A 15285-nucleotide genomic window follows, 5' to 3' on the forward strand; every position below is an offset into this window, starting at 1 on the left:
GCTTAATTCTTCTCGAAGAAGAGGAAGAGTATTTTCTTCCTCTTTTTAATTAATGAGGTGAAATAAAATGTATTTAAAAAAAATTTATTTTTGGGAAATCCAAAGTCTAGCTTCTTTTGTAGAATATGAACGAAAAAAAAACTCTCATGAAAAGGTTGGCTTAACAAATAATGACTATTATGTATTGAAGATAATAGAGGGATTATGTAAGGAAGCTCGAAATTTGATAAAAGGAATCTCAGAAGAAAATTTTAAATTAACAATGGGTAATCTTGTAAAGGTAGACGCTAAGATTTGTTTATATCTATTTTTCTTAATTAACAGTCAATATCTAGATTATTCAGAAATTCAACAGGTTGTGGATCAAGAGTGTATAGAAGATTATTATGATAGCTTTTTTTTCTCAGATATTTTAAATGATTATAAGCTTATTAATTACAGAAATATAGGGGATGGAAGGTACGTTGAAAAAAATAGTAATTGTAGGTTCTAATCACGCAGGATTATCATTAACTAAGTGCTTACTTGAAAGTGAAACGAAATATGAAATAATTCTTATAGATAAAAAATCAGTAGTTAGTTATTTAGGATGTGGCTTATCTTTACTTCTAAAAAAAGAAGTGTCAGATATGAGTTCTTTATTTTATGTAGATATGCAACAATTAAAATCTAAAGTTTCTAATCTTTACATGGAAACAGAAGTTTTAGATATTGATACTGTTGAGAAGAAAGTTCTTTGTAAAGATAAATATGACAATTTATTTTATCAAAATTATGATAAATTGGTGTTGGCTACTGGTTCTAGTCAATTTACATTGGATATACCAGGAAATGAATTAGTACAGAACTTTATGTTAAAGGATATTTCTGATGTATCAAAAATCATCAAAAATTTGAATGATCCAGCAGTAAAAAGTATTGCTGTTGTAGGAGCTGGATACATAGGTGTTGAGTTGGCAGAAGCAATTTCCAGATGTGGAAAAAATGTATATTTATTTGATGCTGCTAATCGAATGTTATCAATGCACTATGATGAACCGTTTTCAAATATTATCGAACAAATTCTCATAGAAAATAATATTAAAGTCTGTTTGAGAGAGACTCCAATACAGTATCTAGGAGATAGGAGAATAGAAAAAATAGTGACCAATTTGAAAGAATACAAGATTGATATGGTTGTTCAAGCTATTGGTTTCACTCCTAATAGTAAATTGGGTAATAAAAAATTATTAAGACATTTAAATGGAGCATACTTGACAGATGAATACCAGCAAACAAATGTAAAAGATATCTATGCAATAGGTGATTGTGCAACAACATTTTCAACTGTGTTAAATCGAAGTGATGTAGATTTTTCTGTGTCCAATGCTTTAAGAACAGGATATATTGTAAGTCAACATCTCGAAGGACAAAGTTGTAATTCACAGGGAACGCAATTTGCAAATGGATTCTCTATTTTTGGCTATAACTTTTATTCGATCGGTTTAAATTCAAAATGGGCAAATTTGATGGATACAACATTGAAATTTGTAGATGTTGAAGAAAATATTAGACCAGATTTCATAAAAAATAACAATTCGATAAGACTTAGAATTTTTTATCATGGTAAATCAAGAAAAATTATGGGAGCACAATTTGTTAGTAAAGAGGAATTGTCTAGTTTGTTAATGCTGTTTTCTTTAACTATACAAGAAGGAATAACTGTCGATAAGTTAAAAACTCTGGATTATTTATTTTATCCAATGTTTAGTAAGCCATATAATTTTCTTATCAATGCTGTTAAGAAAGCAAAATAAAAGTATGAGGTGAAATATTTGAAAAAGATACTAGTGTTAGCAGTTATTTTATTCATGTTAGTTAGTGGTGTTTTATTGCTTGGACAAAATTTTTTGGGGGTTAATAAAAAAAATAAGATGGATTCAGAGACATCGATTAGTGTTGAAAAGAAGATTGTCCCCGAATTAAGTGTGGAAACAAGTGTTTTAGATAGAGGTTCAGTGATTGAAGACGAGAAATCAGTAAACGTACTATATCAAGGAAATATAGATTTTGAAAATGCAAATCCGAAGCACACATATATAATCTCTATATCACTCAAAGGAGAAGCTGGACAATTTGTGGATCCTGATGGGAACCCTTTAGAAGTAAAAAAAGGTATAATTCTGAAAAAAAAAGAAGGAATTGTACATGTAAAACTAATGGGTAATAAGCCAATGCTCAATCATATTAAAAAATTAAAAAATGTTAAGGTAGTATGTGATTTAAAGGAAAAATAAAGTTTGCTTTGATAGAATATAGTTATCTATTCTAATTAAAAATGAGAGGAAGATATCTATGCCTCAAAATAAAGAGGTGTTATTAAAGTCGTTACATGTTTGTTTGAGATTGCCAATTCTGATTTTTGATAAAGAATTTAATCTTGTTGAAGAATATCGTTCGAATAGAACGATTTCGTTCTTTTATAATTATAAGCTATTACTAAAGAGAATAGTTAACGACCGAGATTTCTTTTACTATATTAATGGTAATTTTAACGAAATGTTCTTATTGTATGTAAATGGAGAAAGAAATTATTTGTTTGGACCATTTAAATGCAACATTATAGATAAAGAATTTTTTCAGCTCAAAATGGATCAACAACATATCAGTTTAAGTAATCAAAAAACTCTATATGAGATATTGAGTGAGCTACCACTTTTTTCTCTTGGGGATGTTAGAGATATATTAATTTTAGTTCATTATTTTTTTACAGGAAAAATTGAAGATGTACTACATATTCAATTGCACAATTATGTAAAAGAATTCTCAGAATATACTGAATTAAACGAGAGAATTGATGATTTAGTATCACAGAATTATGATCCAGAGATATATTTATTTTTATATGAAAATAAAATATTAGAATATGTTAAGACTGGTGATGTTGAAAAACTTAGAGATATGGTTTTTCAGCTTAGTAACGGTATAGTTCCAGCAATTAGTGGAGATACAATTAGAACAGAAAAAAACTATTCCATTATTGTTTTTGAAAAATTAGCTCAGACTTCAATATCTTTGGGAATGGATATCATAGATGCTTATCAAAATAGAGATAAATTTGTGCGTAAGAATGAGCTAGCAGTATCTTTAAATGAAGTTCTACAAATAAGAGATGCTTCAATTGTTTTTTATACAAAAGAAATTGGGAAAGAAAAAACTAAAAAGCTGTCACCGCTAATTTCTTCAGTTGTCCAATATGTAGGGTTAAACATTTATAAAAAGATAACTGTAAAAGAAATTTCAGAGTACTTTTCAATAAGTGAAACCAAATTAAGGACAAATTTCAAAGAGGAAATGAACACTACTTTGTATAACTATATTATGAAACGTAAAATTTCAGCAGCTAAGGTAATGTTAAAATCTAATAATACAATTAGTGAAGTTGCTTTTACACTTGGTTTTTCTGATTCCTCACATTTATCAAAAGTATTTAAGAAATATACAGGAATTTCGCCAAAACAATTCCAGCAGAAGATTAATTAAAGATAAAATTCTCTACAATTATTGTACTATTACAAAAGACCATGTGTTCAATTAACTTTGTTAATATAAAATAGTTCATTTTCTTTTTAACACTTTTTATGAAGAGGGTTGCTAATGAATAAAAAAAAATTGACTGATAATGTTTATGAGGCTACTCAAAAAAGATTTAAATTTATTTTTGAGGAATTTGAAAATATTTATGTTTCTTTTTCAGGAGGAAAAGATAGTGGCTTGTTACTACAGTTATTATTGGATTTTAGAGATAAATATTATCCTCAAAAAAAGATAGGAGTCTTCCATCAGGATTTTGAAGCACAATATAGTGCTACAACAGACTATGTTGAAGAAGTATTTGCATCTTTGACTCATAATGTAGAAAGATATTGGGTATGTTTACCTATGGCCACACGTACAGCTTTGAGTAGCTACGAAATGTACTGGTATCCCTGGGATAATGAAAAAGAAGATTCTTGGGTGAGAGAGATGCCAAAACATGATTACGTAATAAATTTAGCTAATAATACTATAACAACATATAGATATAAAATGCATCAGGAGGATCTGGCAAAGCAATTTGGTAGGTGGTATAGACAGATTAATAAAAATAGAAAGACAATTTGTTTGTTAGGTATACGAGCAGATGAATCTTTACAAAGATATAGTGGATTTATAAATAAGAAATATAGGTATAAAAATAGATGCTGGATCACTCAAAATTTTAAAGGAGTATGGTCAGGTTCTCCGTTATATGATTGGACAGTTGATGATGTTTGGCATGCATATTATAAATTTAGCTATACATACAATAATCTATATAATCTATTTTATAAAGCAGGATTAAGTGCATCTCAAATGCGTGTCGCTTCTCCATTTCAAGATTACGCCAAGGAGTCTTTAAATTTATACAGGGTAATAGACTCTAGAGTATGGGTAAAGCTTGTTGGAAGAGTTCAAGGGGTAAATTTTGCTAGTATTTATGGAAAGTCTAAGGCGATGGGATATCGAACAATAAGTTTGCCTGAGGGGCATACATGGAAATCATATACACAATTTTTATTATCTACTTTACCAAATGACTTACGAAATAACTATATAAAAAAATTTAATAAATCTATAAATTTTTGGCATCATGTAGGGGGAGGATTAGAAGAAGAAACAATTGAAGAATTGCTGAAAAATGGTTATCGTATAAAAAGAAATGGTATATCAAACTATACTATATTTAAAAATTCTAGAATTATTTTTTTGCAAAATATTCCGGATGATACTGATGATATAAAAAGTACAAAGGATATACCTAGCTGGAAGAGAATGTGCTTTTGTATATTAAAAAATGATCATATTTGTCGTTTTATGGGGTTCGGCTTAACCCGTATCCAACAAAGAAAGTTAGACTTTCTTAAAAGTAAATACAAAAGTATTGATGATATATAATAATATTAAGTATCTTTAATTTATTGTAGAAATGATAGTTAGTTACAGGAAGTGAATGTAAATGAAATCCGAGAAAAAAAGCCCTGTTTATAATGTTAAATCAGTAGATATAAAGAAAGTATCTCCGAATGATTATAATCCTAATTCGGTAGCAACTCCAGAAATGAAGTTATTGTATGAAAGTATTAAGAATGATGGTTATACGATGCCTATTGTATGTGTTTACGACGAAGTTGAAGATAAGTATATTATTGTTGATGGTTTCCATCGTTATCGAGTAATGATTGAGCATCAAGATATATATGATAGAGAGAATGGTATGCTTCCTGTTTCGGTTATTGATAAGCCAATAGACCAAAGGATGGCTAGTACTATACGGCATAATCGTGCACGAGGAAGCCATGATGTAGATTTAATGAGTAATATAGTTAAAGAATTGCATGAGCTTGGACGTTCAGATGCTTGGATAGCTAAGCATCTTGGAATGGATAGTGATGAGATATTGCGTTTAAAGCAAATCACCGGATTAGCTTCATTATTTAAGGATCATGAGTTTAGCGATGCTTGGGAACCAGATGAAGAATTACTTGAGTAACCTCTATTGCATTCAGTTGAATGATTCATTGACAATAGTTTTCTTATTAGTAATAATTATTGTCAATGAATCCATACAACACAACGTCAAATTACTTATATAATTATAGGCAAATTTGCGTTAGGAGTGTTACAAAATTGAATACAAATTTATTTTCTACTCATAATAATCGTACCTATTGAATAATAGGAATGTTTTTTGAGAATTTTAATGAAAAGTGAATATAGTATTATACTTTTCATATTTTAGATAGCGAACTTAATAAGTGTTTTAAATAATCGTTTGAATGGTTTTCTTTTTTTATAATAAATTATCTCGAGCAATAATTCTTATTTACAAAAAATAGAAAGCATAGATTTTGTATAGAAATATTAAACTACAAAATCATAATTTTCTAGCTTTTTATATATGCATAAAGCAGATGCTCCAATAGCTCCGTTAATTTTTTGATAGGGCTTTTTTATAATTTCTTCTTGTTTAGGAAAAACTAGTAATTTGGGTTCTACATTTAATAATTGTGTTAAAAAATTGAAAATATTTTTATTATCAAATATTTGTCCATGTAAAAATATTTTAGCAGAATCAAGAATCATATTTAAATTATTTAGAGTTAAAGCAATATAATTGAGCGCATTGTCGAATATTTTTAGAATAGCAGGATCTCCAAGATCATATGCAGTAAGAAGTGTTTCCATAGAAATTTCTGATTCAGTATCAACTAGTTGATGTAAAAAAGTAGAAGTGGAGTTTCTATAGATTGATTGTGAATACTTTAATAACCATGTTTCACTAGTGTATGTTTGCAAACACCCTCTTTTCCCACACTCACAGTACTGTCCATCTAAATTTACTACAGTATGTCCTACTTCACCTATTAAAAAATTTTCCTTGCTAAAAATATCTCCCTTATAGAAATAAGAACAATGAATTCCTCGACCAATATGAAAAAATAAAAAATTCTCATTTCTTTGACTATAGAAGAAATGTTCTGCCAATGCCATACAATTTACGTTGTTTTCAAAAAAAATTGGAATCTCTACGGAGTCTATAATTTTTTTTAGATCAAAATGTTTCCATGTGTAGTTATTGGTAAGTATTTTACTAGAATAATTATAATGACCAGGCAATGCAATTCCAATTGCAGAGACAGGGACAGTTAATGATCTATAAAAAGATAGAAGATTTTTAATAAATACATCGCTAGTAATAAATATTTCTGATGTATTTATAGAATAAATTTTTTTTGAAAAAATTTTCCCGGTATTATCTGTTAAAACGTAAGAGTAAAATGATTCGGTTATTTCAGCTCCAATAAAAAAACTATGCTCTTGGGAAACATCCAATAATATTTTTCTTCGTCCAGCCTTAATTGTTTCGTTATAGGATTCACCCAATTCGTATAAAAGGTTTTTCTCTATCATTATTCCTGTAAGAAAACTAACTGTAGCTGGTGTAATACCGGTTTTATTTGCAATGTCAATTCTAGAAATCGGTCCTTCAGGAAAAATTACATTCAGTATTTCAGAACACAATTCTTTTTGCTTTTTTGTGAGTTCTATTTTAAACACCTCCAGAATCTATTGGAAATTATAGCATAGAAATTAGTATAATAGTTGACCTACAATTTCAAAAAAACATTAATGCTTCTAATTCTATATAGTTACCTGTAGATATTTTAAGGTTTTTTATACTTAGTATTGACAAAAAATAATTACTAGTTGTAAGATAGAATTGATAATATATTATTATTAAAAAACGTATTGAAAGGGGTTTTATAGTTTTAAAAACAAATCAAAATATTTTGGATGGTTGACTTGAAATTGAATTAATGAAGGGGGAAGTTTAATAGCATATTTGATATAGTTTATGTGTTTTTCAAGGAATGATTTTTTTGTTGTCAAAAGGATTAAAGCTTTAAATGTAGTCAAAAATTATTAAGAAAAAAGTATAAAAATGGTTATTCATTGTTAATAAAAAATAATTATCTAATAGAACTGTAGACAAGAATGGAGAGATTTCTGTGGTTAAAAGGCTTATTAGTACAAACTCTTCAGAAATTTTGAAGATGAATGCTCAAGAATTAAAGCAAAGTATTAAAGCCAGTGAAGGAAGAGTTGTCCTGTCAGAAAATGTTGCACCGAGAGAAAGTTTTATAGGTGATATTACCAATGCTGAAATTGCGCGTGCATTTGGCGCAGATTTAGTTTTATTAAATGGTTTAGATCTATTGCATCCCAAAATTTTTGGATTAGATAGCAAAGAAGATAATATTATTGAAGAGTTGCATTCTTTAGTTGGATGTCCTATAGGTGTAAATTTAGAACCTGTTGATTTAAGTGCCGAGTTACAAGAAGAACGTCTAGAATTAGAAATTGGGAGACAAGCAAATTTACAAACTTTTAAACGTGCAGAAGATTTAGGGATTGATTTTATTTGTTTAACAGGTAATCCAGGAACTGGTGTATCAAATAAACAGATTATTAAAGCTATTGAAGAAGCAAAGAGAACTTTTTCTGGGTTGATTATTGCGGGGAAGATGCATGGGGCTGGAGTAGATGAAGCAATTGTAGATGTGGGAATTACACAAAAACTATTAAATGCTGGTGCAGATATTATTTTAGTTCCAGCTGTTGGAACAGTTCCAGGATTTAAAGAAGAAGATTTAGTTGAAATTGTAAAAGAAGTTCATAAAAGAAACGGCTTAGTTCTTTCAGCTATTGGTACCAGTCAAGAAAGTTCTGATGTTTCAACAATTAGAGATATTGCAATTCGTAATAAGATTTGTGGTGTTGATATTCAGCACATTGGTGATGCAGGATATGGTGGTGTAGCACCAGTAGAAAATATTTTTGAACTAAGTAAAGCGATTAGAGGAGTTAGACATACAGTGTCTGTTATCGCAAGATCAATAAATAGATAGGAGAATAATGATGTCAAAAAAGATTATGTTAGCATGTGCTGCTGGAATGAGTACTAGTTTGTTAGTAACAAAAATGCAAAAAGCTGCTGAAGAAAAGGGATTGAATGTAGATATTTTTGCGGTTCCGGTTTCAGAGGCAATTCAAAATGCAGAAGAGAAAAATGTGGATGTAGTGCTATTAGGACCACAAGTTAGATATATGTTACATCAATTTGAACAAGATTTAGAATCAAAATCCATTCCTGTGGATGTGATTCCAATGACTGATTATGGAATGATGGATGGAATGAAGGTTCTTTCATTGGCGGAAAATTTAATGGAATAGAGGAATTGTTTATGAATGATAAAATAATGCAGGCTGTAATGGGATTAATTATGTATGGTGGAGATGCAAAAAGTAGTGCTATGGAAGCTATTCAGTTTGCAAAGCAATTTGATTTTGACCAAGCAGAAGAAAAGTTGAAAGCTGCTAATGAATCATTAACCCTTGCGCATAATGCTCAAACAGACATGCTAATAGCCGAAGCACAAGGAGAAGAAAATACTATTACATTGTTAATGGTGCATAGTCAAGATCATTTAATGACAAGTATTACATTCACTGATTTGGCTAAAGAAATCATAGATTTGTATAAAGTAATGGAATCAAAATGAAGTTTTAAAAAATAGTAAGAAAGAATCTTAAAGGAGAAAAACAATGAATAAATTTGAAGAAATCGTTCAGACGAAACTAGTACCCATTGCCGGACGTTTTGGAAATAATAAGTTTTTAATAGCTATTCGGGATGGTATTACTTATTCAATGCCATTAATTCTTATTGGCTCATTTTTGATGGTGATTGCAAGTTTTCCAGTTCCAGGTTGGGAAAATTGGCTCGGGAAAGTAGGTATTTCAACGTATCTTTGGAAAGGAGTCGATTCTAGTTTTAATTTGATTGCTTTAATTGCTGCTTTTGCCATTCCTTATAGTCTGGTCAAACAATATAGAGAAGACGGAATTTCAGCTGGTGTCATTAATATATCAGCGTTTTTAATGGTTACTCCGTTTACAATCCCTTTTTTAGATGAATCGGGTAAAACATTGGGTTCTGTGGGGGGGATTGCACCATCATATTTATCATCCGGCGGATTATTTGTAGCAATTGTTTTAGGATTACTTAATGGTTATGTGTATCAATGGTTCATGAAAAAAGATATTCGTATAAAAATGCCTGATGGAGTTCCTCCAGCAGTATCAAAAAGTTTTAGTGCCATTATTCCTGGAGCAGTAATTCTAATTTTTTGGCTTATTATTTATGGACTGTTAGATAGTCTAAAATTACCTAATGTACATGATATAGTAAAAACAGTTTTAGGTGTTCCATTTAGTATGCTAGGAAGTACGTTGTTTGGTAATTTTATTGTTGTTTTGTTAAATGGTTTATTGTGGTTTTGTGGTGTTCATGGGGGGAATGTGTTAAATAATCCAATTATGAAGCCTATTTGGTTAGCTAATTTGACAGAAAATGCTGTAGCCCATAAAGCCGGACAAGAACTTCCGCATGTTTTCACATCTGTATTCATGGATAATTTTGTTTTTATTGGTGGCTCGGGTGCGACAATTGGTTTAGTCATTGCGTTAGCGTGGTTAGCAAAACGTCGCAAAGCCAGTCAACAGGCGAAGGTTCTTTCACCTTTAACGTTATTACCAGGTCTTTTTAATATTAATGAACCTACAATGTTCGGGCTTCCAGTCGTTTTGAATGTCTTAACGGTCATTCCGTTTGTTTTAGCTCCAGCAGTAAATCTCATTGTTGCTTATTTAGCGTTCAGCTCAGGTATAGTTCCTGGAACATATACAGATCCCGGTTGGACAATGCCACCAGTTGTTTCAGGTTTTTTAGCAACTGGTAGCTGGCAAGCTTCTGTTTTACAAGTCATTCTAATTGTATTGGATATTCTTCTTTATTTACCGTTTATCTTTAATATTGAACGAAGATGGAAAGCTAGCGAGAAACATGAAGATAATATTTAGTTGCTGCTTTTATAGTATGGCAATCTGTATCAGAGCAATCGTTACTGTCTGATTGCTCTGATATGAATATAAGCGATTTCATAAGTTGTATATTTAAACTAGAAAGCGTTTTCTTTAATGGTGAAGAAAGTATAAAAAGTTAAGGGCTAAAAAGGTTACACTACCAGTCTTTTTAATTACGTATACGAGGGGTGGAAAAAGCGGTGTCTAAAAGAAATGTACTTCTAAGAAAACGAAAATATGCTTGCAAAGTTCAAAAATATTCTATTAAGAAATTAAGTATTGGGGTTGCTTCTGTTTTAGTAGGAACAGCTTTATATTTAGGTAATTCAGTATCAGCTGCAGAGGTTACTAATACAGAGGTAAACAGTGACAATAATATTGCATTAACAGAAGAGCCAAGTAGAGTTGCAACGGCAGAAATTGAGAAGGAATCAACAGTAAGTGATGGTACAACAGTCGAAAATGGAGCGGAAGAGCCAAGTAGAGTTGCAACGGCAGAAATTGAGAAGGAATCAACAGTAAGTGATGGTACAACAGTCGAAAATGGAGAAGAAGAGCCAAGTGGAGTTGCAACGGCAGAAATTGAGAAGGAATCAACAGTAAGTGAAGAAGTAACAGCAGAAAAGGTAAATAGTGAATTAAATCGTGTAGCAGATGGTGATTTTGAAGGAAGCATTGTTTCCAATAAATCAAAATGGACGATGAAGCCTTGGGGAGTTTCTACTATTGTAACTGAGGGAAATAATACGTTTGGAAAAATTAATGGTGAAACAAAAGATGAATATATTTTGCAGAAAATACCAACAACACCAGGGAAAAAATATTTAGTTACAGCTGATTTGAAAGTAGTTGCTCGAAATGCTACACCTACGGGAGCATATTTTACTGCAAAGGAATTCACAGAGAATAGACAACAGGGAAAAGTATACAGCCAACTATATTTAGATCAAACGCTAAAAGATTGGACGAAGCAAACATTTGAATTTACTGCAGAAGGAGCAGAAACACTTGTTGGTATTGTTAAATGGAATCCCAATGATCCGACTATTAATACCGAAAAAACAGAAATCAGTATTGACAATTTAGTTGTCGTGGAGAAATCAGAAAGCAATTATGAAATTATTTGGCAAGAAGATTTTGATAAGTCAGAGTTAGATAAAGATACTTGGAGTTACATGCCGGGTACTGTGGGACGAAGTGAACAACAAAATTATACTACAAGTAAGAGTAACGTTAATGTTGAAAATGGAAATTTAGTTTTGTCAGTCACTAAACGTGAAAAAGAAGAAAGCAATCCAAGAAAACCTAATGGTAGAACTATTAAGTATGATTCAGGTTTTATTAACACATCTGGCAAAAAGGACTTTTTATATGGTCGCATTGAAATGAAGGCTAAGCTACCTAAAGGTAAAGGGGCATTCCCTGCATTTTGGTTAATGGGAACATCATATGGTTGGCCTGGTGGCGGAGAAATAGATATTATGGAATTAATCGGGGCTCCGACTACAGAAAGAGCTGAGAATGGTGAAACAGATCCAACAGACAACGCAAGACAAAGTAATCAAATTATTTATGGAACTCCTCATTTTTACTATATCAATGGCGATGTAGATAAAGATGGTAGTTATGATCCATATGAGTTGGGCGGTAATGCTAAGATAGAAGATGATTTTTGGAATGAATACCATATTTTTGGGATTGATTGGTCTCCAGAAAGGATTGATTGGTATCTTGACGGGGTTATTTATAATTCTATGAATCTTGTTGGTAATGAAAGATTAGAAGCTGCCGCTAGAAGCATTAATCGTCCACAAATCCTGAAATTAAATCTAGCAACGGGTGGCGATTGGGCTGGCGATGCAGGTGATTATTTAGCTGATGACAATACTTCTATGACTGTTGATTGGATTCGCTGGTCACAAAATGAAGAGCAAAAGAAGGCTGCAGAAGCTTGGTATGCTGATGCTCCAAAACTTACAGGTATAACAGACATTGTAATTAAAGAAGGAACAAATTATGATGTTTTGTCTAATGTACAAGTAGATAGAGACGATTATGTGGTTAATGCTAGCATAGATGATGAATATATGTATACTGACACTGGAGAGTTAAAACTAGTGAACACTATTGATAAAAATGATATTTCTAATCTTAAACCAGGCATTTACAATGTTCATTATAGCGTTGTTCCCAAAAATAAAAAATTAAATAATGATGGATTAGCTACAGGGGATATATATAAAACACTTTTGAAAACTGCCTCACTAATTATTCTTCCTGAATCAGGTCTTTCAGGTCAATCAGGAGCTAAGTTATCTACAATTAAGCTTCCAGAAGGTTGGGCTTGGGAGGATGATCAGTTAATAATAGGAGAGCAAGAGTTTTATAAAGTAAAATTTAGCACAAGCGAAGATTCACGCTCGATTTTTGTAAATGTTCCTGTTTCTGTAACCAATCAAGGAGACGAATCTACTATTGGTTATCTAAATAAAGTAGTGAATGGTAAATTTGAGAACGATTACGTTTCATCTAAACGAGAGTGGGAATTTAAAGAAGGCGGAAATTCGATTGTTCAATTGGATCCTAAGACAGGAAACTCTGTAGGAATGATTACTACTAATTCGACTGATGAATACGTTTTACAAAAAATACCAACAACTCCTGGCAAAAAATATGTATTGGAAGCAGATGTTTTAGCTGATTCCTCTACCACTTTAGACGGAGTTTATCTAACTGTTAAGGAAGTTAATAATGGAAAACAAGGGAAAGTTATTAAACAGTTACAGTCTTCTGATTTTGCTAAAGGTAAAAAAGAAAGATACAGAATTGAATTTGTTGCTGAATCTAATGAAACTTATGTAGGAGTTGTAAAATGGTCTGAAGCAAGAAATCAAGATATACAAAATAGCTCGATTTGTTTAGATAATGTTTCAGTTAAAGAGTTAGAAACGTATAATTTAGTATGGGAAGATCAATTTAAGACTGAAGAACTAGATCAAACTATATGGGGATATGAGTTAGGAAATATTCGAGGAAATGAACAGCAACATTATAGTAGTAGTAAAGATAATGTTGCTATTGAAGATGGTAACTTAGTTTTAAAAGTTACAGATCGTCCTAGAGAAGATCAATATAAAAATACGACCCGATGGAAAGATAATGCTAGGTTAGTAAAATATAATTCTGGAAGTGTTCGAACTCAAGGGAAACAAGAATTTTTATATGGAAGAATTGAAGCTAAAATTAAGTTGCCAAAAGGTAAAGGAGTTTTCCCTGCTTTTTGGACGTTAGGTTCTGATTTTCATATGGATGGTCGAATTAATCCTAAACAGGGGTATGATTGGCCTTCAGTAGGTGAAATAGATATTATGGAATTAATTGGAGCTCCAACAGACGAACGGTTAGCTGAAGGGGAAAAAGGTGGAACAAGTAATAGTAATAAAAATGCAGTAGGTACACCACACTTTTATTATGCAAATACACAGGATGGTGATAGGGACGGAAGTTATGGCTATTACGATGAGGATGGTCAATACATTGCTTCAAGTCTGGGTGGTAATTTGAAGATGACAGAGGATTTTTATGATAAGTATCATGTTTTTGGGATCAATTGGACACCATATAAGATTGAATGGTATGTGGATGGTGTTGTCTATAACACACTCAATTTTAGTGATCCTACAAATTCAGCTAATGATAAACGATTAAAAGCTGCAGCAGCAAGTTTGAATCGGCCACAATATATCCAATTTAATTTAGCAACTGGGGGTAACTGGGCTGGAGATGCTGGAGATTATTTAGCCAAGGATGGTACTGAATTAAAAGTGGACTGGGTTAGATGGTTGCAAACAGATGAACAAAAGGTTGCAATGGAAAAGTATTATGAAGATGCACCAAAATTGTATGGCGTTGAAAATATTACTATTCTATCTGGAAGTGAAGTAGATTTGTTGCAAAATGTTTCGACAGATAAGAATGGTTATGTAGTTGATTTTTCTATTGATAATGAATTCATGTTTGAAAACACAGGAGCTGTTGGTGGCAGAAATGAAGTTATGACAGTAGTTAAAGATAAAAATGATATTGATGCTTTGAAACGTTTAGAACCAGGAGTATACAATCTTCACTATACTGCATTACCTGATGGTCAAAATTTAAATGGTTGGACCACTCCTAGTTATAAACTTGCAAGAAAAACTGTTTTTCTTACTGTATTACCAAAAGAAGGATTAGGTGGAGCTGTTGGAGATAAATTATCTAGTGTTTCGTTGCCTGATGGTTGGAATTGGAACGATGGAGACTTGACTATTGATTCTAACACATCTTATGTAGCTACATTTAAACAGAAAGTAAATTCTGGAGTTAGTGATGGAAAAGAAAGAAAAATATTTATTTCAATCCCTTCAAAATTTATTAAGGTGGATGATTCTAGCAAGGCTCAATCATCTATTAAGGCAGATTTATCATTAGAAACAGAAGATTTGGAGTATGTTTCATTGAAAAAGGCTAGTCTGGAAAAAGAAGGATTGAATTATCGCAAAAATTTAAATTTCTCTAAAAAAGGAAATGAAATATTAGATAATCATAGTGTGGGTATTGGCGCCACAAGTATTACAAAAGGAGAAAATGACGTTGAAGCAAGTCAACAGAATAGTAGTAATCTAGTTTCTTATAATAAATTTTTACCTAAAACTGGAGAAAGAGATTTCTATTTCTCAGGATTTTTAGGCTCGATTTTTATAGCTTTAAGTGGTTTGGGGTTAGTAATAAGAAGGAAAAACATTAAGTAACAAATAT

At 31.3% G+C, this 15285-nt stretch carries 12 protein-coding genes; 11 read left to right on the top strand and 1 reads right to left on the bottom strand.

The genetic code is table 11. The features are described from left to right. Positions 1-67 precede the first annotated feature (67 nt). The 6 genes from FE005_RS08925 to FE005_RS08950 all read left to right on the top strand — a co-directional run bounded on the left by FE005_RS08925 (position 68) and on the right by FE005_RS08950 (position 5551). On the top strand, positions 68-493 hold the full coding sequence (locus tag FE005_RS08925) for a hypothetical protein (RefSeq protein WP_103301398.1): 426 nt from the start codon (positions 68-70) through the stop codon (positions 491-493). Next, complete coding sequence (locus FE005_RS08930) at positions 465-1796, top strand: FAD/NAD(P)-binding oxidoreductase (protein ID WP_103301397.1); 1332 nt, start codon at positions 465-467, stop codon at positions 1794-1796. The genes FE005_RS08925 and FE005_RS08930 overlap by 29 nt, the downstream gene beginning before the upstream one ends. 18 nt (positions 1797-1814) lie before the next feature. Then, positions 1815-2276 (top strand): hypothetical protein, encoded by a 462-nt coding sequence (locus FE005_RS08935; protein WP_103301396.1) that lies wholly within the window; start codon positions 1815-1817, stop codon positions 2274-2276. Positions 2277-2334: 58 nt separating this feature from the next. Beyond that, positions 2335-3522, top strand: a complete 1188-nt coding sequence (locus tag FE005_RS08940; RefSeq protein ID WP_103301395.1) for a YSIRK-targeted surface antigen transcriptional regulator — start codon at positions 2335-2337, stop codon at positions 3520-3522. Between the two features lie 114 nt (positions 3523-3636). Then, a complete protein-coding gene (locus FE005_RS08945) occupies positions 3637-4956 on the top strand; it encodes a DUF3440 domain-containing protein (RefSeq protein ID WP_103301394.1) in 1320 nt (439 codons plus the stop codon). A gap of 61 nt (positions 4957-5017) precedes the next feature. Continuing rightward, positions 5018-5551 (top strand): ParB/RepB/Spo0J family partition protein, encoded by a 534-nt coding sequence (locus tag FE005_RS08950; protein WP_103301393.1) that lies wholly within the window; start codon positions 5018-5020, stop codon positions 5549-5551. A gap of 371 nt (positions 5552-5922) precedes the next feature. Here FE005_RS08950 and FE005_RS08955 read toward each other — a convergent pair whose 3' ends face one another. Next, complete coding sequence (locus FE005_RS08955; protein WP_209308831.1) at positions 5923-7119, bottom strand: ROK family transcriptional regulator; 1197 nt, start codon at positions 7117-7119, stop codon at positions 5923-5925. A gap of 497 nt (positions 7120-7616) precedes the next feature. On the opposite strand from FE005_RS08955, the gene FE005_RS08960 reads away from it, so the two are divergent. The 5 genes from FE005_RS08960 (at position 7617) to FE005_RS08980 (ending at position 15278) form a co-directional block, all read left to right on the top strand. After that, positions 7617-8471, top strand: a complete 855-nt coding sequence (locus FE005_RS08960; RefSeq protein WP_175413572.1) for a haloacid dehalogenase-like hydrolase — start codon at positions 7617-7619, stop codon at positions 8469-8471. Between the two features lie 7 nt (positions 8472-8478). Next, positions 8479-8796 (top strand): PTS sugar transporter subunit IIB, encoded by a 318-nt coding sequence (locus tag FE005_RS08965; RefSeq protein WP_103301391.1) that lies wholly within the window; start codon positions 8479-8481, stop codon positions 8794-8796. Between the two features lie 11 nt (positions 8797-8807). Then, positions 8808-9125 carry a PTS lactose/cellobiose transporter subunit IIA gene (locus tag FE005_RS08970; protein WP_103301390.1) on the top strand — a complete coding sequence of 106 codons (318 nt, stop codon included), beginning with the start codon at positions 8808-8810 and terminating at the stop codon, positions 9123-9125. 43 nt (positions 9126-9168) lie between these two features. After that, complete coding sequence (locus FE005_RS08975) at positions 9169-10485, top strand: PTS sugar transporter subunit IIC (protein ID WP_103301389.1); 1317 nt, start codon at positions 9169-9171, stop codon at positions 10483-10485. A gap of 203 nt (positions 10486-10688) precedes the next feature. After that, complete coding sequence (locus FE005_RS08980) at positions 10689-15278, top strand: family 16 glycosylhydrolase (protein WP_138371665.1); 4590 nt, start codon at positions 10689-10691, stop codon at positions 15276-15278. Positions 15279-15285: the final 7 nt, after the last annotated feature.

This window comes from Enterococcus sp. M190262 (assembly GCF_005843965.1).
Lineage (GTDB): Bacteria > Bacillota > Bacilli > Lactobacillales > Enterococcaceae > Enterococcus_D > Enterococcus_D gallinarum.